The sequence below is a fragment of the Floridaenema evergladense BLCC-F167 genome (genome assembly GCF_041929205.2).
Taxonomy (GTDB): domain Bacteria; phylum Cyanobacteriota; class Cyanobacteriia; order Cyanobacteriales; family Aerosakkonemataceae; genus Floridanema; species Floridanema evergladense.
In genome coordinates this window covers 1,642,518-1,661,068 of the sequence record NZ_CM171625.1, presented here as the reverse complement: position 1 = coordinate 1,661,068, position 18,551 = coordinate 1,642,518, and the positions used below count along the sequence as shown (strand labels likewise).

The window sequence follows — 18,551 nt, the reverse complement described above, 5'->3', positions numbered from 1 at the left end:
GAATTACCACTAATATTGAGATAATATTTACCTGCTTATACTATCGTCTCAAAGCAGCGTCAACTAAGGGCATTAAATCTTGCTTTCTATTATATAGATATGTACCATCTACAAGTTGTAAATTTTGTTCCAACACGATACCATGAGGGGCAACTGCTGTACTAAATATAGTTCTATCAGCAGAAGTTAACTCACTAGCAACCATGTAATATCGCCAACTTTGGGTTAATATATATCCCATTGCTTTGATCATTGCTGCTTCAAACAATGGTTGATATCTACGATCGGGACGATTGGAGGTTTTTAAAGAAACTGCTGCTTTTACTTCTGTTGCTTGTAATGTACCCTTAAAACGGTTGTAAAGTGCTAGATTATCTGGATTTTTTGCCTGTTCTTTTAGAAGTGTTTGAATAGATGAAAAAGTATTTCTATTACTCATTTCAACAATAATGTAATCTGGACTAGGCAGAAAGATTTTATCTTTAAAAGGTGCAATTTTAGCTAAGTCATTTCCGTCAATGAATTGCTCATTATTGAATAAGCTAAGGAATTTGGAAGAAACTTCATCTGTTCCCTCTCTTTGTAATTGAGAGTTTGGCAGTGAAAATATAGCAGTACAGCTATTATTTCGCTGATTCATATCGAAAAATATTTCTGATAATAAACTAGTTGCAATAAATTCATTCCATCTTCCAGCAGCATTATTAAGAGCGCCAACTTCAGGATTTTTGCCGTAAGTAGATCTAAAAGCTGCTATTGTTCTATCTTTAAGCCAGTTGATTATTTCATTAACAGATTGATTATTATCAAGTTTTTCAACTAATTCAGTTGACAGATTTCTATAAATTATTATGCTATTTATTTGAACTTTACCGTTTGACTTCTGCGTAAACCATTCGTTATCGCTAACCATTTTATTTGTTTCACTCAATTCCATAGTTGGCAAACAGAGTAGAAATAGAAATTTCCAGTGCCTTTGCCAGCTTTTCAATGTTTTCTAAGGAAGGATTGCGGGTACCTCTCTCAATATCAGAAATGTAAGTACGGTGGAGTCCAGATTTAAAAGCAAGCTCTTCCTGGGAAATACCTAGCTCACCTCGACGTTGCTTGATAGCAAGTCCAAAGCGCTGTTTAATACTTAGTTCGCCCTTTTTTGTCACAGTCTAATGTTGAGTGAATAGTAGTTTATAAGTCTACAGACTATAAGTGACACTAAAGCTGGAAATTGCAAGATCAAGGAAAAAAGCGATCGCACGCCCAACCCCCACCCCACCCCAAAAAAGAAAAAGCGATCGCCCTCTCTCCCTGCTAAAAACAGAGTGCGATCGCACCAACCAATTTAGTACACTTGTCGTAAATCTTAAATCAGAGGATTATTTTATGCAGCTTAAAGATTACTTCAATTTTCTCGCTCCTGATGATATCCGGCTTCAAGGAACTAGGATTGGCATTGAAAGTATTCTCTACGAGTACATATATCACTGTAAGACTCCTGAAGAAATTGCCGCACAATTTCACACTGTTACTTTAGAGCAAGTTTATGCGACTATTTTGTACTATTTACACAACAAATCTGAGGTGAACGCTTACCTTGCTAGTTGGTTAGAATTTTCTCGCAAAATGCGTGCAGAACAAGAAGAAAATCCTTCACCAGCTAGGCTGAAATTCCGTCAACTCAAAGCAAAAACGGCAAACTTCCAATCTGAAGAGAGAGTATGACCATTAAGTATTTACTAGATGAACATATCTCTCCTATTTATCGCACTCAATTAGTGCGGAGGAACCCAGAATTAATTGTTAGGATTATTGGCGATCCAGATGCTCCTAGTAAAGGCACATTAGATCCAGAGATTTTAATTTGGTGTGAAAAAAACAGTTTATTCTGGTGACTAACAATCGTAAATCAATGCCAAGACATCTCGCCGATCATTTATCGCAAGGCAATCATTTTCCAGGTATTTTAGTCATTGATTTTGAACAAAGTATGGGTCAGATTATTGAGGAATTAATCACGATCGCTGGCGCATCTTTTGATGAGGAGTATCAAGATCGCATTGAATATTTACCCTTGACTAGCTAATTACAGCATCTCTTGAATAATGCGAAAGACAAAATCAGTAGCCCGAAAAGTGAGAGCGATCGCACTCACTAATTTAGTACTATTGTCGTCAATATTAAGTAGATGTATTTAGAACTACGGTTAATTTTTAGATTATCTGCGGAGAACTGAAGTGATAATAACTGTAATAGTTGCACTGGCTATTAAAGTAAAAGAAAGTTGTACCACCCACTGAGTTGCTTGTTGGTAATTAGAAAAGCGATCGTTAAACTTCTCTGAATCCCTCGATAGTTTGTCAAATTCAGCTGCCAGCTTATCAACATGAGTCGATAGCTTGTCAACATCAGTTGCCAGTTTGTCTAACTTCTCAATGACATCTGTCAACGTTGGTTCTTGGTTGCTTGCACTTGTCATTCCTGTATTATAACTCGATTATTCTATTTTAGAATATTGCCGTTAAGCCCGCAATAATTTGTTACTAAATATTTGCTTTCATTCCCCCAAACAAAGCTATTTCTAAAATTTTAAAGTAGCAATCAACATTGATAAACCCTACTTCTTTCAACCATTCACACTGAACTTCTAAAGGTGCTAATATATTCGCTACTTTATCAGGTCTGTGGTAAAATTCTTGGGCAATTTCTTCTCTACTTTTCCCTGACTCATTGCGTTTATGGAATTCATACAATGAGTCAATAAAAACTTCAGAAAAAGCGGTTTCTAACCATTGACTAGGCGATTTTATATGTTCTAAATTCAAGAATAAACCGTTTGGTTTTAGCGAACTATAAATTTCCTGATAAATTTCTTTTTTTCGATCGTCAGGTTGGTGATGAATTGCAAAACCGGAAACGATCAAATCAAATTGTACTTGGCTTTTTACAGCATTTACCCAATCTTTAACTCCAAAATCTTGAGAGATAAACTTGGCATTTTGATTATTTCCTAGTTTATTTTTTGCTGCTGCTAACATTGTTTCGGAAAAGTCTAAAAATATCCCTTTAGCATTTGGGTATTTAGCCAAAATTGCTCTACCTAAAACGCCATCACCGCAACCTAAATCTAAAAAAGTTTCGACTTTTGGCAGGGCTAAGTTTATAATTTTTAACATCAAGTTTATTTGCTCTGCTGCGAGGGGAATACCCCCGCGCACTCCTTCGAGAAAAGTTTGGGCTAATTCGGCATTTTGCCAAGCTGTATCTGTTCTAGTCATAGTTATTCCAGGGTAACAATTACGGGTGTATGATCGCTGGGTTGGGTTAATTTTCTTGGTTCAATGTCAATTGTACAATTGATGGCTCGATCGCACAAACTAAGAGTAAGATAAATATGGTCAATTCGCCAACCCCAATTCCGCTTAAAACCACCCGTTCGATAATCCCACCAACTATAATGTCCGCCTTCGGAGGTGAATTTCCGAAACACATCTACTAATCCTAATTCTAATACAGTTTTTAAGGATTGGCGTTCTAAATCTGTCGCCATTATCTTAGTTTCTCTACCTTTAGGATTATGAATATCTATATCTTCCAAAGCAACATTAAAATCCCCACATATACAAAGATTATTAGGTGTTTTTTCTAACAAATTTTGTAAGTATTCTCGCAATACAATCAGCCAGTTTAGCTTATATTCGTACTTCTCGCTACCCACTGCGGAACCATTGGGAACATACAGATTAACAACGCGAATATCACCAATTACACCAGTAATTACTCGCTTTTGTTCGTCAAAATTTCCCGCAAGATTTTCGCCTAAAATTGGTGTAAAACCTTTGCTAATTTCCTGTAAAGGTTGACGACTAATTAATGCTACACCATTGTAAGATTTTTGCCCAAAAATATAAGCTTGATAACCTATATTTTCAAAAGCTGCGATCGGGAATAAATCATCTATAACTTTGGTTTCTTGCAAACATAAAACATCTACTGGATTTTCTTGTAACCAATTGGTTACTTGTTCTAAGCGAGTACGAATTGAGTTAACATTCCAAGTAGCAATTTTCATTATTAATCATTCGTTATTGGTCATTTGTAAATTATAAATTACTAATGACTTGTGAAAAGGACATTTTTGAACCACGAAGACACGAAGGACACGAAGGAAGAAGTGAAAGAAGATAAAGTAAAAATCAACTTGTAGGATGCGTCAGATTTTCGTTATAGTTATAAATTGACTATTAAAAATTTAGTCTTCTGAGTCACCCTACCATAACCTTTTCTTCTTCCTCTTCTCTTCGTGTCCTTCGTGTCTTCGTGGTTCAAAAAAAATCTTAGCCCTAGCAAATCATTAGTTTTTTAGATACGTGACTAATAAGACTTTTAATCTTAGTCACTCACCCTACATTGCTAATTAAATCAAGCAACTCAAAGCACCTGCTTTTTGGGTAAAGCGAAGATTTTCTCGGTAGTCAACTGGACAATCAATTACTACTGGGACATCCTGTTCTAAGGCAGTTTTGAGAGTTGGAATAAAATCAGCTGTTGATTCAATTCTGTACCCTTTTAATCCCATGCTTTCAGCGAATTTAACGAAATCAGGATTGCCGAATTTAATGAATGACGATCGCCCTAATTGATTTTGTTGTTTCCACTCAATTAAACCGTAACCACCATCATTAAAAATGATAGTTACAAAGGCAGTACCGACGCGCAAAGCAGTTTCTAATTCTTGACAATTCATCATGAAACCGCCATCGCCTGTAACAGCAACAATTTTCTTGTCGGGATGTACTAATTTTGCCGCGATCGCACCCGGAATCGCAATCCCCATTGCCGCAAAACCATTAGAAATGATACAAGTATTTGGGCGATCGCAATGATAATGTCTTGCCATCCACATTTTATGTGCGCCGACATCAGAAATAACAATATCTTCTTCACCCATTACTTGCCGCAAATCATATATTAGTTTTTGTGGCTTAATTGGGAAACCATCATCATTGGCATAACGTTCGTAATCTGCACGAATGTCATCTCTTAATTGCAAAGCATAAGTATCCGGTTTACCAGTGCGATCGGCCCGTTGTAAAATTTCATCCAAGGAATCAGAAATATCTCCAACTACTTCCACTTTGGGAATATAGCTGCTATCAATTTCCGCATGGGTAGCATTAATATGGATGATGGGAATTGTGCCATTAGGATTCCACTTTTTCGGGGAATATTCAATTAGATCGTAACCAATGGCAATCACTAAATCAGCATGATCGAAACCACAACTAATGTAATCTCGCTGTTGCAAACCAACCGCCCATAATGCTAAAGGATGAGTGTAAGGAATTACACCTTTACCCATAAAAGTGTTAGCAACTGGGATATTTAATCGGGTGGCAAACTCAGTTACAGCAGCACTAGCCCGATCGCGAATTGCCCCATTTCCCACTAAAATCAAAGGATTTTGCGCCTGAGAAATTACTTCTGCGGCGTGTTTAATACTGCGGAAAGAAGCAAAGGTTTTTTCCACATCACCTTTACTTAAAGGTTCTCCTGTAACCTCCATTGCGGCAATATTTTCTGGAACATCAATATGCACTGCACCAGGTTTTTCTGATTGCGCTACTTTAAAAGCTTTCCGTACAACTTCCGGGGCAATGCTAGGACGAACAATTTGGGCATTCCATTTAGTTACGGGCGAAAACATCGCCACCAAATCTAAATATTGGTGCGATTCTTTGTGCATTCGATCGGTCCCCACTTGTCCGGTAATTGCTACTAGCGGGGCACGATCTAAATTAGCATCAGCCACACCTGTCATTAAATTAGTTGCACCAGGGCCTAAAGTTGAAAGACAAACTCCAGCTTGTCCTGTCAAACGTCCATAAACATCAGCCATAAAAGCTGCGCCTTGTTCGTGACGGACGGTGATAAATTGGATTTGGGAGTTTCTAATTGCCTCTAAAACATGGAGGTTTTCTTCTCCTGGTAAACCAAAGATATATTTAACACCTTCATTTTCCAAACATTGAACCAATAAATCAGCGGTATTCATTCTACTTTGTGACTCCTCGGTTGATAGTAATTGGTAATTAGACTGATAGTTTAGATCTGGCAGCAAGAGGCAGAGCCTCTATGTTTCGTTCCCAGGTTGAACCTGGGAACGAGATCGCTGGAGGTTCTACCTCTTAATGCTGCAAGATGTGAGTTTTATTTGACCCAAACGGTTTTAACGTTGACAAATTCATGAATGCCTTGAATGCCTAGTTCTCTGCCGTAGCCGGAACGCTTAATGCCCCCAAAAGGTAGGCGCGGATCGGATTTCACTAAGCCATTGATGAATACGGCACCTGCTTCAATTTCTGAAATCAGGCGATCGCGTTCTTCTTCTACTGTAGTCCAAGCACTAGCTCCAAGTCCAAAAGGAATATCATTTGCTTTTTTAATTGCTTCATCCAAATTTTTGACTCGGAATAATAACGCCACCGGGCCAAAAAATTCCTCTTTGTCTGCGGGCGATCCGGGAGGCAAATCACTCAAAATAGTGGGAGGAAAGTAGTTGCCTGGTCGATCGCTAAAGGAATGTCCACCTGTTAAAATTTTTCCGCCAAATTGGACACATTTTTCCACTAAATCATCCAATTCTTGCACAATTCCTGGTGTTGCCAAAGGCCCAACATCGGTATCTGGCAACATCGGATCGCCAATTTTTAAAGCTTGGAATTTCTCTATCATTAACTTTTCAAACTTATCGGCAACTGCTTCGGCGACAATAAACCTTTTTGCCGCAATACAAGATTGACCATTGTTAATCATTCTCGCTGTGACTGCGGTAGTTGCTGCTGCTTCAATATCCGCACTTTCCAAAACAATAAATGGATCGCTTCCTCCCAATTCCAAAACGGTTTTTTTGATGTCTTTAGCTGCGGCAATTGCTAAACTAATTCCCGCGCCTTCACTTCCGGTTAAAGTTGCAGCTTTGACTCTTTCATCTGCTACAATTGCGGCAACTTTATTTGCACCAATTAATAAGGTTTGAAACACTCCTTCAGGAAAACCAGCGGCTTGAATTATTTCCTCAATTGCTAAAGCTGATTGTGGTACATTAGAAGCGTGTTTTAAAATCCCGACATTTCCCGCCATTAACGCAGGTGCGGCAAAGCGAAACACTTGCCAAAAGGGAAAGTTCCAAGGCATTACTGCCAGAATAATTCCTAATGGTTGATAGCGAACAAAGCTTTGACTAGCATCGGTGGTGACAGGTACATCTGCTAAAAAATCAGCTGCATTTTCCGCATAATAACGACATACCGAAGCGCATTTTTCGACTTCTGCGATCGCTGCTTTTAACGGTTTCCCCATTTCCAATGTGAGAATTTTCCCAAACCGTTCGCGATCGCGCTCTAAAATTTCCCCCGCTTCGATCAGCCATTGCGCCCTTTGACTCATCGACGTTTGACGGTAACTCTCAAATGCCTGTTGCGCCCGTGCCAGCTTAGATTCAATCTCCGCATCCGTTAGCGCCTCAAAGGACTTGACTAATTCACCTGTTGCTGGGTTAATAGTGGCGATACCCATTTTATTCTCCAGTTCTGCAATCATATCTCGGGGTAGCACTTTAGTTTTTTACATAATTAATTTGCTACTCCAGCCTTCCTTTAATCTTAGATTTATTTTTCAATTAAAAGCAGCAATTAAAGGTTAAAAATCTTGCAGTTTTGCATTATCTTTATATATTGTTTCACAATCCTTACTAGCGGAATTTACTAAATTTTTACGATTATAAATATATCGTTTTTAAACTTAGCAAATCTTCATAAATCTAAGAGTTTTGCAAAGATTAAGGCGATTAAAACCGCAACTATACAAACAAAGTCCGCCTACGCGGACTTTTAACCTGCTTCTGGCAGGTTTTGTCTATATACTCAGATCTTGTACCAAGAGGCAGAGCCTCTATTTTTCGTTCCCAGGTTGAACCTGGGAACGAGGATCTGGGAGGTTCTACCTCCCCTGCGGCAAGATGTGTGTATAGCCCGCGACTAGGGATAAATGAGAATCTTGTAAGTCTCTGGAGTTGGGGAAACGGCTTTGGCTACGGCTTGGGGTAACTCTTGGAGAGGATAGCGATCGCTCACCAAAGCATCCACATCAATGCGCCGATTAAATACAATGTCAGTAGCCAGCGATTGCAACCTAAAAGAAGAACTGTAGCTACCCATTAAATCAATTTCCCGACGATACAAGATATTTGGGTTAATGGGAATTTCTACTTCATCGGGAAACTCAGCAAAAAAGAGAATTTTTCCACCTTTGCGAGTGCAGTCTAACGCTTGGAAAAAAGCCTTATCGCTGGGAACGGCTAACAAAGTAGTATTGACTCCCAAACCATTAGTTAAAGCTTGTATTTTCTTCGCTAAATCTGGATCGCGGGCATCAAAAGCGGCTTCTGCACCCACAGCTAAGGCTTTTTCAATCCGGGAGGGTAATAAGTCAGTGGCGATCGCTCTCCCACCAAAATATTTTACCAACATAATAAACATTAAACCGATCGGCCCTGCACCAGTAATCAGCACCGTCTCACCCGGTTTAACTTGCGCCTTTTTCACCGCCTTCAAACAGCAGTTAGTTGGTTCCACAAAACTCGCTTGTTCAAAAGTTACATCATCAGGAATGGGAATTAAACCACCACTGCGAACAATATGTCCCGGAACCTTCACATACTCCGCAAAACCACCACCGCTAGGCGCAAAACCTGCCGTTGTAGTGATATTTTTGTAAACCTCACACATCGAGAAATTTTCATTTAAACAATACTCGCAACGCATACAAGGGATATGGTGCATCACCACCACCCGTTGTCCCACTTGCCAGTCTTTTACCGCCTCTCCCACCGCAGAAATTACCCCCGCAGTCTCATGTCCAAAAATGCGCGGTGGTTGATACAGAGGATAAAGAATCTTTTTGATATCCGACTGACACAAACCCACCACCCGCACCTGCACCAATACCTCATCCGCTGCCAATGTTGGTACTGGTACTTCTTCGTAACTTAGTTGATTGACCCCTCTAAAGACCTGTGCTTTCATCTTTAAGTTATTTGTCGCTAGTCAGTTCCACTGTTATTTGTGCTTCGTTCTCGGTTGTTTGTCAATCTTGACTTTATAGCGATCGGTATCCCTGATTTGATTGATTCGTAAAATCCCTCATATTAAAAAAGCTTCCCATACCTGAAAATCCTCAGATTCGCTATTCCGAGATGAATGGCGATCGCTTTTTGCAGCGCCGCAGAAATGGTTGAGAAATTGAAACCTTCTTAAAAGCTGAACCAAAAAATCATTCTTCTCTACCTTCGAGTACTAGTAAATATTCTTTTTTAAACTACTTAACCGTTTTTCCTGATGACTCCATCAACTCACTGAAAGGAGGAATAGAACGCAGGAGATTTCAAAGTTTTATGGGACATCTCAAATTTACTCTTAATACTTTACTTTTGGCATTTTTTACAATTGCTTGTCAAGGTTTCAATATTCAATCACCAGCTATTACTACGGAAAAAGCAGAAGATTCTATTAATGTCAGATCTATTAATTTCTACCCACTAGCAATAGCTAACGATCACCGAGGTAGTGGAAGGTAAAATTACGGAAACCTAAACAAGTCCTGTTGGCTCTCTCGTATTTATCTATTTTGCTACTATCCTTTTTGATTAACCCATGCCAAGATCGTCTTAGCGTGGGTTTTTGACTTTTTTTTACTTTTTAGCCGTTATAAGTAGTATTTATGGCTGCCGATCGGCTAAATTTTGGAAAGCAGGGTGGCTCTAAATCGGAACTGAAAACTGCCAACAGCAGAAATTACGGGTGCAAAAGACAAATCATTCCATTTTTAGGGGTCAGGGGTTAGGGGTTAGGGAACAGGGAAAAAGACAAAATCCCTAACACCCAATCCCCAACACCCACCCCCCCAAATATGGCTTGATGCTCGATAAAAAGCTGGAAATTTTGAATTTATGCGATATAATCTCTTCTACCTATGAGTAACGACCTAGATCTGATCAAACGCCTCAGTCCCAGTGCAATGGATCAGATCATGCTTTATCTGGCATTCAGTGCCATGAGAACCAGCGGACACCGTCACGGAGCGTTTCTGGATGCAGCAGCCACAGCTGCTAAATGTGCCATTTACATGACATATTTGGAACAGGGTCAGAACCTCCGCATGACTGGTCATTTGCACCACATTGAGCCAAAGCGGGTGAAGGCGATCGTTGAAGAGGTCAGACAAGCTCTCACAGAGGGCAAACTGTTAAAAATGTTGGGTTCTCAGGAACCACGTTATTTGATTCAGTTTCCTTATGTCTGGCTAGAACATTATCCTTGGATGCCGGGACGATCGCGTATTTCCGGTACTAGCCTCACCTCAGAGGAGAAACGGCAGATAGAGGAAAAATTACCTCCCCTCTTGCCAGATGCTCAACTGATTAACTCGTTTCAATTCATGGAGTTAATCGAATTTCTCCACAATCGCTCTCAGGAAGACTTGCCAAAAGACAAACGAGTTCCTTTGAGCGAAGCTTTGGCAGAACACATCAAACGCCGTTTAATTTATGCAGGGACAGTTACGAGAATTGATTGTCCTTGGGGTTTGCCTTTTTACGCTCTCACTCGTTCTTCTTACTCGCCTTCTGACGATGAGGAACGCACTTATATTATGGTGGAGGACACGGCGCGATATTTCCGGTTAATGAAGGGATGGCAAGAACGACAGCCGAAAGTGATGCGAGTTTTGGAAGAGTTGGATATTCCGCCCGATCGCATTGACAGAGCTATGGAAGAATTAGATGAAGTGATCCGAGAATGGGCCGATCGACATCATCGAGAAGGCGGTCAACAAATGATTTTACAAATGGTTTTTGGCCCTAAAGATGATTAATTAAGGCTTAAGTACTAAATTTCTGGGTGCAATCTACATTGCTATCTTTACAAAATTAGAGCTTCTCCAGATGCCTACGAGCTTAAAAATACTTCTGTTGAAGTGGTGGTAGTTATACAGCCGTTATTATCTGAAGAAACTAAATCACAGTATAATGCTTGGGGAAAACCAACTACTAAGCAAATCTATTCAAGAAGCAGTTGCCAAAATGCAACAACTAAGGCAAGAAGTAGGAATAGATAAAAATTCCCTTCGTGAAATGATTGAAGAGGGGCGCAGATTTTAATGCGGTTTGTTTTGGATTGTTCGATAGCAATCAGTTGGTGTTTAGTAGATGAAAATGATAATTATGCGAATGCTATAAGCTGTTCCGCATTTAAATTGGATTGTTTGGAAACAGAAGAAAATTCGTCTAATAAAATTGTTGGTTTTTCATGTTCAGAAACAGGAGATAGTGTTATGGAAAAACTAAATTATCGGGAATTGGTTAAAAAAATTATCCAAGCACACGCTAGCGAACAATCGGAGTCAGGCACGAATCAAGGTTATATTTGGCAGTACAAATTCTGCCAGCATTTATCCCTATTTCGTCTTGAATTGTTTTAACTTTTGTCTAATTAATATCTCAACTTCCTCAACCTCAGAATGTGTTTTTGGGATGTCAAAAGTTTCAGTGGAAGCTTCAGAAGTAAAACGGTCAACAAAGGCATGAAACGCTGCTTTATCGTTGGGGTGAGCAATGACGTAAGCTCTTAGCTCGATTTTAGTCATGCTGCTAAAGTCAGGCTTGATCACAAAAACCTCCAAAGACCATTCCGATAAATTTCTATCTCTATGTTATCTCCTGCCAAGATAAACAGATTACCTGTTCTTTCATCCAAGCGGACAACAAAAATCGGCGTGAATGTATTGGTCAAGGATTGACATAGAATCACACATCTAATAGCTTGTTCAGCAGTTGGCAAAGTTGCTCGACCTCGTAATTATATATAAATTGAATCATTTGTTCATAGATATTAAGTTGGTTGTACCCAGTGGATTTGAGCGATCGTATAGCCTGTTCTTTTGCATAAACCTCTTTGTTTTGCTGCCTACCAGAGGACTTTAACGATTCAATCATCACATTATCATAGTAGGAATATATCAAGATTGTGAACAAGAAAAAAATGGCACAAATTACCACAACTGAATTACCACAAAACCTTCAGACTCTATTTATCGAGGTTGAACGTACCAAAACCCCTGTAACCGTCATCCATGAAGGAAAACCATTAGTGATTATCTATCCTGCTACCACCCAAACTTCACGACCTACTTTTGGGGTGATGAAAGGAAGCGGTGAAATATTAGGAGATTTAATCGCTCCTGTAGCTGAACCTTGGGAAGTTTTACAATGAAACTTTTACTCGATACTCACATTTGGCTTTGGTATTTACTCGGCGACCAACGCCTTTCGCTGCAAGTACAAAATACAATTGAAAAAACTTAGAAAGCTCAGGTCATGGCTCATTGACTTCTGGTATTATTAATTCCTGCGGACGTGCAACATTGGTATCTAGCAAATATTTTGTCATTCTTTGTAAATGCGATCGCGGCTAAATGCTTCATCAGATAAGCTGACATTTGTTTTTGGAAGTTGAGAAATCCAATCCCGAAACTCCCTCGCCCGTTCTGCTGGTGTTGCTGTTTGCCAAAATGGAACAACAGATGATGTGATTTGATTAGACTCTGACTCAATTAAGCTGATGAAATCAGCAATTTTTTTGAGTTGGTAGTACTTAAAACACTGGTGACTAGCCCGCTCTCAGGTAAACTATAATTATGTAGAGTTTCTGGATTTTGACAATGAAAACTTATAGCTTTGACACTGTTCTGGAATTGGTGGAAGAAATGTCAGATGAAGAACAGAAGATTCTCATCGATTTGATCGGGCAAAGATTAAAGGAAAAACGGAGAGATGAGATCGCTCTCAATATTGTTAGTGCTGAAAAAGAGTATTTGAATGGACAAATATTCCGAGGCACAGTAAATGATATAATGGCGGAATTAAAACGATGAGAACTCTTGTCTTAGCGTCTTCTTTCAAACGAGCTTTCAAATTGTTAATCCGCCAAAAACCTGAAATGGAGGAAAAAATAACTGCGCGATTAGAACTATTAGTAAACGATCCTTTTGATCCGTCACTTAAGACTCATAAGCTGAAAGGTAAGCTATCTGGTGCATGGGCTTGTACTGTAGAGTACGACTGTCGAATAGTATTTAATTTCCAGAAATATTCAGATTCAGATATCGAAGAAATCCTTTTAATTGATATTGGTAGCCATGACGAAGTGTATTGAGTTCATTCTTTAAATAAAGGATGTAACTTTCTTCTCAATAAAGAGAATATAGAATTAAGCTGTTAAGCATTTAAACAGGGATAAGAGCATTACCTTTATTTTTAAGTTTTCGCTCCCATTTAATAATTAACTGTCCTTCATTTAAAAGTTGATGTAATAAATATTCTAATTCTTCGATTGATTTAAATAGTCGATTAGCAATAAATTCTTTTGTTGAATGCCAAACTAATTCAATTAAGTTATAATCCGGGCTATATTTCGGGAGAAACTCTAAATGAATATTGGGCATTTCGGCAGCAATTTTCTGGAGATATTCAGCTTTTTTGTGGAAACTAGCATTGTCGAGAATTATCACTATTTTGGCTCCTTTTTCAGCAAATTCATCGGCTTCATTGCCAGCAGCTACCCATTCACCAATCAATTCTTGATAAAACAGTTTTAGCACTTGATAAAAACTTTCTGAATTGCTTTTATCCAGAAATTCCACAAACCTTTTCTTGTCGGAATACCTCAGCCCTCCCATTACATTAATCCGACCCTTTCTTCGCTCTCCCCTCACCTCTTTTCGGCTACCTTTCTTACACCAATTCTTTCTTTTTATCACGCTTAAACTAAAACCGCTTTCGTCCCAAAACCATACTTGTAAACGTTCTGGGTTATCTTTTTCTATTTTTAAATATTCGGTTATCTTCTTTTTAAATTCTTTTCTTTTTTCCGGCTCTCGCTTTCCCTCTAAGCTGTACTTCGCCCAGAGGTAAACGAACTTTTTTTTCTCTAATATTCTCCTAACTTGCGACCCACTTAATTTTATTCCTGTCGTTTCTGCTAAATATGTTGCTAATCTTTCTGCTGTCCATCTGCCAAATTCGTATCCTAATTCTTTGGGTTCTTTATCTACTGTCTCTAATAATATTTCTCTATATTTATCTGTGGCTTTTTGATGATTCCCCTTCATCCTTTCATCCACTAGGCTTTCCAGATTATCTGGATCTCCATGTACGCACCAATAAGATACTTTATTTATTGAACAGCCCAGAAATTCCGCTATTTTACCTTGAGTTTTTCCATCATTTAGCAACAGTAACATCAGAATTCTTTCTCTAATGTTTCCATTTTCTTCATCTTTTAGGGCTTTTTGTAGCTTCTCTACTTGTTCTAAACTCAGATGATTCTTTGCTGGCATTCCCTGACTCATTTTGCTCGGTTGACTTTTCCATTTTACCCTATTTAAATGATTAACAGCTTATTCTAAATCAATCAGCGATCGCACCTGAGAAAAAATCAAGTGCGATCGCTTTTTCATTTTAGGCGATCGTTCATGTGAAAAAAGAGAGTGCGATCGCCTTTGGCGCTGCGCTTCGCGCAATCGCGTAGCGTGCTCTCTTGCATATCGCTCTTTTTTGTAATGTGATAGCTTCTCTATAATTCCTCTTCTAGATCGTCTAAAGTCAACGGTGCTTGTGCGCTATGGCGAACATACAAAACGTAAACTTTCGGCTCTCGAATAGTAAATAGCACTCGGTACATATTGTTAGATTTTCCGTAAAGTAGTTGTCGAACTTCTTCGGGAAAAATTTCCTGTTCGACGGCTTTGGCACAACGCTGAGGTTTTTCTTGAAGTGTTGAGATTGCATTCATTAATCCCCGAAACCAGCGATCGGCAAACTCAGGATTCCGTTCGCGATACCAGCAGTAAGCTTGCTCGATTTGGCTTTCTGCAATTGGGGTAATTTCAACTTGAAATCTCATATTTCTGTTGCATTTCTTGGATGAAATTCCCGAGCGGGCGAGTTTGTTCAGCGTTGAGTTCCTCAAAACCTTGCTGGATACCTGCAATCGTTTCTAGTTTCTCAATCAGCTGACTTAGTTTAGTGGGATCGATTTTGCCCGGTTCCAGAAAGGTGACGAGAACTTGAGTGCGATCGCTCATGTTCTGCGGTACCTCTGTTAGCTCAATTTGTCCATTTTGATAAATGCCTTCAATAGTTCTGAGCATGGCTGATAGCAATAGGGTAATTAGATCTGAGAAGATTTTATCCCATAAATTTATCCTTCGGCTTGCTAAGTGCAGAAAAAGCGATCCTGTTTTTTTTGGAGTGCATTCGCTTTTTCATTTTAGGCTCTCAAGTAAGCTATAATTTGGCAAAACTTCTCTGATCTGATATGGAAACAATGAAACTGCGATCGCAAATTGGAACTGATGGCATATTGCTTCTCCAGATGCCTACCGAGCTTAAAAATACTTCTGTTGAAGTGGTGGTAGTTATACAGCCGTTATCATCTGAAGAAACTAAACTACAGTATAATGCTTGGGGAAAACCAACTACTAAAAAATCGATTCAAGAAGCAGTTGCCAAAATGCAACAACTAAGGCAAGAAGTAGGAATAGATAAAAATTCCCTTCGCGAAATGATTGAAGAGGGGCGCAGGTTTTAATGCGGTTTGTCTTGGATTGTTCGATAGCAATCAGTTGGTGCTTAGTAGATGAAAATGACAATTATGCTAATACTATACTGGCTATGATGCCAAATTCTGAAGCTTATGTACCGGGAATTTGGTCGCTAGAAATTGCTAATACTTTACTGGTTGCTGAACGACGTAATCGCATCACTACTGAACAATCGGAGTTAGCTATTGCTTTGTTACAATCACTGTTAATTCACATTGACGAATCTACAAATAACTATGCACTTTCATCAACTTTGTTGTTAGGAAGGCAAGAAGGTTTAGCAGCTTATGATGCAGCATATTTAGAGTTAGCACTACTATTACAATTGCCGATCGCAACACTTGATACTAGATTAGCCCAAGCAGCAACTCGCTGTGGTGTGGAGTTGGTAGTTGTTGATGGGAAAATACAGCATATTGCAGGTAAATGAGGTACAGTAAATGAGAGCGAATAAATGGAGAAAATGAAAGCTTACTCAATGGATTTGCGAGAAAAAATAGTCAAGGCTTATGAACAAGGTAACACCTCAATCAGAAAAGTTGCCTTGAGATTTGGCGTAGCCAAAAGCTTTGTCCAAAAACTACTGTTGATGAAGAAAACTCAAGGTCATGTAGAGCCAAGACAACAAGGTGGAGCAATGAAGGGGGAGTTGGACGGAGCGGAAACACAACTAGCACTTATGGTTGAAGAATACCCAGACGCAACATTATGGGAATACTGCGAATATTGGGGTACAACTTACGATCATTGGGTAAGTACCAGTACCATGTGCCGTGCATTGCAAAAACAGGAACTAACGCGAAAAAAAAGACGCTCCGCAGTAGCCAAGCCAAAACAGAAAGGGTTCAAAAATTGAGAATGGAGTACTGGCAGCAAGTCAAGCAAATAGACCCGGAAAACTTAGTTTTTATTGATGAAATGGGTGTTTTATTAGGGTTAACACCAACTCATGCCCGCAGCCAGAAAGGAACTAGAGTCTATGGTTTTCAACCATTTTATCGCGGGGCCAAGGTGACAGTCATTGGGGCGGTCAGCATTTCTCAAGTTTTGGCGGTGATGACCTTGAATGGTTCGATGAATGGAGAGGCATTTAAAGTGTTTATCGAACAGTGTTTACTACCGCAACTTTGGACAGGTGCTGTAGTCGTGATGGATAATCTTCCTGCCCATAAAGTTAAAGAAATTGAACCTCTAATTGAATCTGTGGGTGCTAGAGTTCTCTACCAATCTCCTTATTCTCCTGACTTTAATCCCATCGAACATTGGTGGTCACAATTGAAAACTTTTTTGCGCGACTTTTCTCCCCACACTGCCAAAATGGTTGATATTCTGATTGCTACTGCTCTCGATTTGTTTAATCCAGAGCATTTAAAAAACTGGTTTACCAACTGTTGTTACTGTACCTCATAAACCTGCAATACGCTGTAAATCCAGAAGCTTGATAATAATGCAACTCAAAAGAGGAATTTCAAGAAGTGTTGATGAAAAGAACGATCACACCTGAGAAAAATAAGAGTGCGATCGCTCTTTTTTGTAATGTGATAAGCTGTTAAGCATTTAAACAGGGATAAGAGCATTACCTTTATTTTTAAGTTTTCGCTCCCATTTAATAATTAACTGTCCTTCATTTAAAAGTTGATGCAATAAATATTCTAATTCTTCGATTGATTTAAATAGTCGATTAGCAATAAATTCTTTTGCTGAATGCCAAACTAATTCAATTAAGTTATAATCCGGGCTATATTTGGGGAGAAACTCTAAATGAATATTGGGCATTTCGGCAGCAATTTTCTGGAGATATTCAGCTTTTTTGTGGAAACTAGCATTATCTAGAATTATCACTATTTTGGCTCCTTTTTCAGCAAATTCATCGGCTTCATTGCCAGCAGCTACCCATTCAGCAATCAATTCTTGATAAAACAGTTTTAGCACTTGATAAAAACTTTCTGAATTGCTTTTATCCAGAAACTCCACAAACCTTTTCTTGTCGGAATACCTCAGCCCTCCCATTACATTAATCCGACCCTTTCTTCGCTCTCCCCTCACCTCTTTTCGGCTACCTTTCTTATACCAATTCTTTCTTTTTATCACTCTTAAACTAAAACCGCTTTCGTCCCAAAACCATACTTGTAAACGTTCTGGGTTATCTTTTTCTATTTTTAAATATTCGGTTATCTTCTTTTTAAATTCTTTTCTTTTTTCCGGCTCTCGCTTTCCCTCTAAGCTGTACTTCGCCCAGAGGTAAACGAACTTTTTTTTCTCTAATATTCTCCTAACTTGCGACCCACTTAATTTTATTCCTGTCGTTTCTGCTAAATATGTTGCTAATCTTTCTGCTGTCCATCTGCCAAATTCGTATCCTAATTCTTTGGGTTCTTTATCTACTGTCTCTAATAATATTTCTCTATATTTATCTGTGGCTTTTTGATGATTCCCCTTCATCCTTTCATCCACTAGGCTTTCCAGATTATCTGGATCTCCATGTACGCACCAATAAGATACTTTATTTATTGAACAGCCCAGAAATTCCGCTATTTTACCTTGAGTTTTTCCATCATTTAGCAACAGTAACATCAGAATTCTTTCTCTAATGTTTCCATTTTCTTCATCTTTTAGGGCTTTTTGTAGCTTCTCTACTTGTTCTAAACTCAGATGATTCTTTGCTGGCATTCCCTGACTCATTTTGCTCGGTTGACTTTTCCATTTTACCCTATTTAAATGATTAACAGCTTAGCTTCTCTATAATTCCTCTTCTAGATCGTCTAAAGTCAACGGTGCTTGGTAAGCTAATGCCTATTACAACTCTTCAATTGTCACTAACCCGCCTTCAGTAAACT

At 38.9% G+C, this 18,551-nt stretch carries 25 protein-coding genes and 2 pseudogenes; 13 read left to right on the top strand and 14 right to left on the bottom strand.

What is annotated here, in order from left to right; all coding sequences use genetic code 11:
• Positions 1–40: 40 nt before the first annotated feature.
• Positions 41–937, bottom strand: coding sequence for a Cfr10I/Bse634I family restriction endonuclease (locus ACE1CA_RS07920; protein WP_413278574.1), 897 nt, complete (start codon positions 935–937; stop codon positions 41–43).
• Entirely contained in the window at positions 924–1,160 is a 237-nt protein-coding gene (locus tag ACE1CA_RS07915) for a helix-turn-helix domain-containing protein (RefSeq protein WP_413278573.1), read from the bottom strand. Before ACE1CA_RS07915 ends, ACE1CA_RS07920 begins: the two co-directional genes overlap by 14 nt.
• A gap of 220 nt (positions 1,161–1,380) precedes the next feature.
• Here ACE1CA_RS07915 and ACE1CA_RS07910 point away from each other — a divergent pair, with 220 nt between their 5' ends.
• Together ACE1CA_RS07910 and ACE1CA_RS07905 are read left to right on the top strand one after the other, a co-directional pair.
• On the top strand, positions 1,381–1,719 hold the full coding sequence (locus tag ACE1CA_RS07910; protein ID WP_459563631.1) for a DUF433 domain-containing protein: 339 nt from the start codon (positions 1,381–1,383) through the stop codon (positions 1,717–1,719).
• A pseudogene (locus ACE1CA_RS07905) lies at positions 1,716–2,080 on the top strand (DUF5615 family PIN-like protein). Before ACE1CA_RS07910 ends, ACE1CA_RS07905 begins: the two are co-directional and overlap by 4 nt.
• Positions 2,081–2,212: 132 nt before the next feature.
• Here the strand turns inward: ACE1CA_RS07905 and ACE1CA_RS07900 are convergent.
• The 6 genes from ACE1CA_RS07900 to ACE1CA_RS07875 form a co-directional block, all read right to left on the bottom strand.
• Positions 2,213–2,473, bottom strand: coding sequence for a ssr2422 family thylakoid membrane protein (locus ACE1CA_RS07900; protein ID WP_413278569.1), 261 nt, complete (start codon positions 2,471–2,473; stop codon positions 2,213–2,215).
• Between the two features lie 64 nt (positions 2,474–2,537).
• Positions 2,538–3,272: a class I SAM-dependent methyltransferase gene (locus ACE1CA_RS07895; RefSeq protein ID WP_413278568.1), complete on the bottom strand. Its 735-nt coding sequence runs from the start codon at positions 3,270–3,272 to the stop codon at positions 2,538–2,540.
• Positions 3,273–3,274: 2 nt separating this feature from the next.
• A complete protein-coding gene (gene xth, locus ACE1CA_RS07890) occupies positions 3,275–4,066 on the bottom strand; it encodes an exodeoxyribonuclease III (RefSeq protein WP_413278567.1) in 792 nt (263 codons plus the stop codon).
• Positions 4,067–4,411: 345 nt separating this feature from the next.
• Positions 4,412–6,049, bottom strand: coding sequence for an acetolactate synthase large subunit (locus ACE1CA_RS07885; protein ID WP_413278566.1), 1,638 nt, complete (start codon positions 6,047–6,049; stop codon positions 4,412–4,414).
• A gap of 155 nt (positions 6,050–6,204) precedes the next feature.
• A complete protein-coding gene (locus tag ACE1CA_RS07880) occupies positions 6,205–7,572 on the bottom strand; it encodes an NAD-dependent succinate-semialdehyde dehydrogenase (protein ID WP_413278605.1) in 1,368 nt (455 codons plus the stop codon).
• A gap of 461 nt (positions 7,573–8,033) precedes the next feature.
• Positions 8,034–9,080, bottom strand: a complete 1,047-nt coding sequence (locus ACE1CA_RS07875) for a zinc-dependent dehydrogenase (RefSeq protein ID WP_413278565.1) — start codon at positions 9,078–9,080, stop codon at positions 8,034–8,036.
• Between the two features lie 368 nt (positions 9,081–9,448).
• On the opposite strand from ACE1CA_RS07875, the gene ACE1CA_RS07870 reads away from it, so the two are divergent.
• From ACE1CA_RS07870 to ACE1CA_RS07860, 3 genes are all read left to right on the top strand, one after another.
• On the top strand, positions 9,449–9,631 hold the full coding sequence (locus ACE1CA_RS07870; protein ID WP_413278564.1) for a hypothetical protein: 183 nt from the start codon (positions 9,449–9,451) through the stop codon (positions 9,629–9,631).
• A 395-nt stretch (positions 9,632–10,026) separates the two neighbouring features.
• Positions 10,027–10,926, top strand: coding sequence for a heterocyst differentiation master regulator HetR (hetR, locus tag ACE1CA_RS07865; protein WP_413278563.1), 900 nt, complete (start codon positions 10,027–10,029; stop codon positions 10,924–10,926).
• 154 nt (positions 10,927–11,080) lie between these two features.
• Positions 11,081–11,212 (top strand): hypothetical protein, encoded by a 132-nt coding sequence (locus ACE1CA_RS07860; RefSeq protein WP_486517713.1) that lies wholly within the window; start codon positions 11,081–11,083, stop codon positions 11,210–11,212.
• Positions 11,213–11,508: 296 nt separating this feature from the next.
• On the opposite strand, the gene ACE1CA_RS07855 is transcribed toward ACE1CA_RS07860, so the two are convergent.
• A complete protein-coding gene (locus ACE1CA_RS07855) occupies positions 11,509–11,697 on the bottom strand; it encodes a DUF6887 family protein (protein WP_486517712.1) in 189 nt (62 codons plus the stop codon).
• Positions 11,698–11,717: 20 nt separating this feature from the next.
• Positions 11,718–11,891, bottom strand: coding sequence for a DUF6888 family protein (locus tag ACE1CA_RS07850; RefSeq protein WP_413278561.1), 174 nt, complete (start codon positions 11,889–11,891; stop codon positions 11,718–11,720).
• A 201-nt stretch (positions 11,892–12,092) separates the two neighbouring features.
• On the opposite strand from ACE1CA_RS07850, the gene ACE1CA_RS07845 reads away from it, so the two are divergent.
• From ACE1CA_RS07845 to ACE1CA_RS07830, 4 genes and pseudogenes are all read left to right on the top strand, one after another.
• The gene (locus ACE1CA_RS07845) at positions 12,093–12,323 is read left to right on the top strand and encodes a type II toxin-antitoxin system Phd/YefM family antitoxin (protein WP_413278560.1); all 231 of its coding nucleotides are present in this window, start codon (positions 12,093–12,095) and stop codon (positions 12,321–12,323) included.
• Positions 12,320–12,403 (top strand): annotated as a pseudogene (locus tag ACE1CA_RS07840) (PIN domain nuclease); the annotation flags it as partial. The gene ACE1CA_RS07845 and the pseudogene ACE1CA_RS07840, both read left to right, overlap by 4 nt.
• A gap of 368 nt (positions 12,404–12,771) precedes the next feature.
• Complete coding sequence (locus ACE1CA_RS07835; protein ID WP_413278559.1) at positions 12,772–12,984, top strand: hypothetical protein; 213 nt, start codon at positions 12,772–12,774, stop codon at positions 12,982–12,984.
• Positions 12,981–13,265, top strand: a complete 285-nt coding sequence (locus ACE1CA_RS07830; protein WP_413278558.1) for a type II toxin-antitoxin system RelE/ParE family toxin — start codon at positions 12,981–12,983, stop codon at positions 13,263–13,265. The genes ACE1CA_RS07835 and ACE1CA_RS07830 overlap by 4 nt, the downstream gene beginning before the upstream one ends.
• Before the next feature lie 70 nt (positions 13,266–13,335).
• Here ACE1CA_RS07830 and ACE1CA_RS07825 read toward each other — a convergent pair whose 3' ends face one another.
• The 3 genes from ACE1CA_RS07825 to ACE1CA_RS07815 all read right to left on the bottom strand — a co-directional run bounded on the left by ACE1CA_RS07825 (position 13,336) and on the right by ACE1CA_RS07815 (position 15,261).
• Positions 13,336–14,448, bottom strand: a complete 1,113-nt coding sequence (locus ACE1CA_RS07825; RefSeq protein ID WP_486517972.1) for an IS630 family transposase — start codon at positions 14,446–14,448, stop codon at positions 13,336–13,338.
• Between the two features lie 236 nt (positions 14,449–14,684).
• Complete coding sequence (locus tag ACE1CA_RS07820; RefSeq protein ID WP_413277515.1) at positions 14,685–15,014, bottom strand: type II toxin-antitoxin system RelE/ParE family toxin; 330 nt, start codon at positions 15,012–15,014, stop codon at positions 14,685–14,687.
• Positions 14,998–15,261, bottom strand: coding sequence for a hypothetical protein (locus ACE1CA_RS07815; RefSeq protein WP_413277514.1), 264 nt, complete (start codon positions 15,259–15,261; stop codon positions 14,998–15,000). The genes ACE1CA_RS07820 and ACE1CA_RS07815 overlap by 17 nt, the downstream gene beginning before the upstream one ends.
• Positions 15,262–15,428: 167 nt before the next feature.
• Between ACE1CA_RS07815 and ACE1CA_RS07810 the strand changes: the two genes are divergently transcribed.
• The 4 genes from ACE1CA_RS07810 to ACE1CA_RS07795 are packed head-to-tail and all read left to right on the top strand — an operon-like array spanning position 15,429 to position 17,124.
• Positions 15,429–15,701, top strand: coding sequence for a hypothetical protein (locus ACE1CA_RS07810; RefSeq protein WP_413277513.1), 273 nt, complete (start codon positions 15,429–15,431; stop codon positions 15,699–15,701).
• Positions 15,701–16,144, top strand: a complete 444-nt coding sequence (locus ACE1CA_RS07805; protein WP_413277512.1) for a type II toxin-antitoxin system VapC family toxin — start codon at positions 15,701–15,703, stop codon at positions 16,142–16,144. The genes ACE1CA_RS07810 and ACE1CA_RS07805 overlap by 1 nt, the downstream gene beginning before the upstream one ends.
• Before the next feature lie 33 nt (positions 16,145–16,177).
• Positions 16,178–16,570: a helix-turn-helix domain-containing protein gene (locus tag ACE1CA_RS07800; protein ID WP_486517615.1), complete on the top strand. Its 393-nt coding sequence runs from the start codon at positions 16,178–16,180 to the stop codon at positions 16,568–16,570.
• Positions 16,483–17,124: an IS630 family transposase gene (locus ACE1CA_RS07795; RefSeq protein ID WP_413278992.1), complete on the top strand. Its 642-nt coding sequence runs from the start codon at positions 16,483–16,485 to the stop codon at positions 17,122–17,124. The genes ACE1CA_RS07800 and ACE1CA_RS07795 overlap by 88 nt, the downstream gene beginning before the upstream one ends.
• 147 nt (positions 17,125–17,271) lie before the next feature.
• Here ACE1CA_RS07795 and ACE1CA_RS07790 read toward each other — a convergent pair whose 3' ends face one another.
• Positions 17,272–18,384 carry an IS630 family transposase gene (locus ACE1CA_RS07790; RefSeq protein WP_486517971.1) on the bottom strand — a complete coding sequence of 371 codons (1,113 nt, stop codon included), beginning with the start codon at positions 18,382–18,384 and terminating at the stop codon, positions 17,272–17,274.
• Positions 18,385–18,551 lie beyond the last annotated feature (167 nt).

Bases quoted from the DNA above. Each gene is read 5' to 3' on its own strand.
- ACE1CA_RS07920 (WP_413278574.1), bottom strand. From the start codon at position 937: ATGGAATTGAGTGAAACAAATAAAATGGTTAGCGATAACGAATGGTTT.
- ACE1CA_RS07910 (WP_459563631.1), top strand. From the start codon at position 1,381: ATGCAGCTTAAAGATTACTTCAATTTTCTCGCTCCTGATGATATCCGG.
- ACE1CA_RS07900 (WP_413278569.1), bottom strand. From the start codon at position 2,473: ATGACAAGTGCAAGCAACCAAGAACCAACGTTGACAGATGTCATTGAG.
- ACE1CA_RS07895 (WP_413278568.1), bottom strand. From the start codon at position 3,272: ATGACTAGAACAGATACAGCTTGGCAAAATGCCGAATTAGCCCAAACT.
- xth (WP_413278567.1), bottom strand. From the start codon at position 4,066: ATGAAAATTGCTACTTGGAATGTTAACTCAATTCGTACTCGCTTAGAA.
- ACE1CA_RS07885 (WP_413278566.1), bottom strand. From the start codon at position 6,049: ATGAATACCGCTGATTTATTGGTTCAATGTTTGGAAAATGAAGGTGTT.
- ACE1CA_RS07880 (WP_413278605.1), bottom strand. From the start codon at position 7,572: ATGGGTATCGCCACTATTAACCCAGCAACAGGTGAATTAGTCAAGTCC.
- ACE1CA_RS07875 (WP_413278565.1), bottom strand. From the start codon at position 9,080: ATGAAAGCACAGGTCTTTAGAGGGGTCAATCAACTAAGTTACGAAGAA.
- ACE1CA_RS07870 (WP_413278564.1), top strand. From the start codon at position 9,449: ATGGGACATCTCAAATTTACTCTTAATACTTTACTTTTGGCATTTTTT.
- hetR (WP_413278563.1), top strand. From the start codon at position 10,027: ATGAGTAACGACCTAGATCTGATCAAACGCCTCAGTCCCAGTGCAATG.
- ACE1CA_RS07860 (WP_486517713.1), top strand. From the start codon at position 11,081: ATGCTTGGGGAAAACCAACTACTAAGCAAATCTATTCAAGAAGCAGTT.
- ACE1CA_RS07855 (WP_486517712.1), bottom strand. From the start codon at position 11,697: ATGACTAAAATCGAGCTAAGAGCTTACGTCATTGCTCACCCCAACGAT.
- ACE1CA_RS07845 (WP_413278560.1), top strand. From the start codon at position 12,093: ATGGCACAAATTACCACAACTGAATTACCACAAAACCTTCAGACTCTA.
- ACE1CA_RS07835 (WP_413278559.1), top strand. From the start codon at position 12,772: ATGAAAACTTATAGCTTTGACACTGTTCTGGAATTGGTGGAAGAAATG.
- ACE1CA_RS07830 (WP_413278558.1), top strand. From the start codon at position 12,981: ATGAGAACTCTTGTCTTAGCGTCTTCTTTCAAACGAGCTTTCAAATTG.
- ACE1CA_RS07825 (WP_486517972.1), bottom strand. From the start codon at position 14,448: ATGCCAGCAAAGAATCATCTGAGTTTAGAACAAGTAGAGAAGCTACAA.
- ACE1CA_RS07820 (WP_413277515.1), bottom strand. From the start codon at position 15,014: ATGAGATTTCAAGTTGAAATTACCCCAATTGCAGAAAGCCAAATCGAG.
- ACE1CA_RS07815 (WP_413277514.1), bottom strand. From the start codon at position 15,261: ATGCTCAGAACTATTGAAGGCATTTATCAAAATGGACAAATTGAGCTA.
- ACE1CA_RS07810 (WP_413277513.1), top strand. From the start codon at position 15,429: ATGGAAACAATGAAACTGCGATCGCAAATTGGAACTGATGGCATATTG.
- ACE1CA_RS07805 (WP_413277512.1), top strand. From the start codon at position 15,701: ATGCGGTTTGTCTTGGATTGTTCGATAGCAATCAGTTGGTGCTTAGTA.
- ACE1CA_RS07800 (WP_486517615.1), top strand. From the start codon at position 16,178: ATGAAAGCTTACTCAATGGATTTGCGAGAAAAAATAGTCAAGGCTTAT.
- ACE1CA_RS07790 (WP_486517971.1), bottom strand. From the start codon at position 18,384: ATGCCAGCAAAGAATCATCTGAGTTTAGAACAAGTAGAGAAGCTACAA.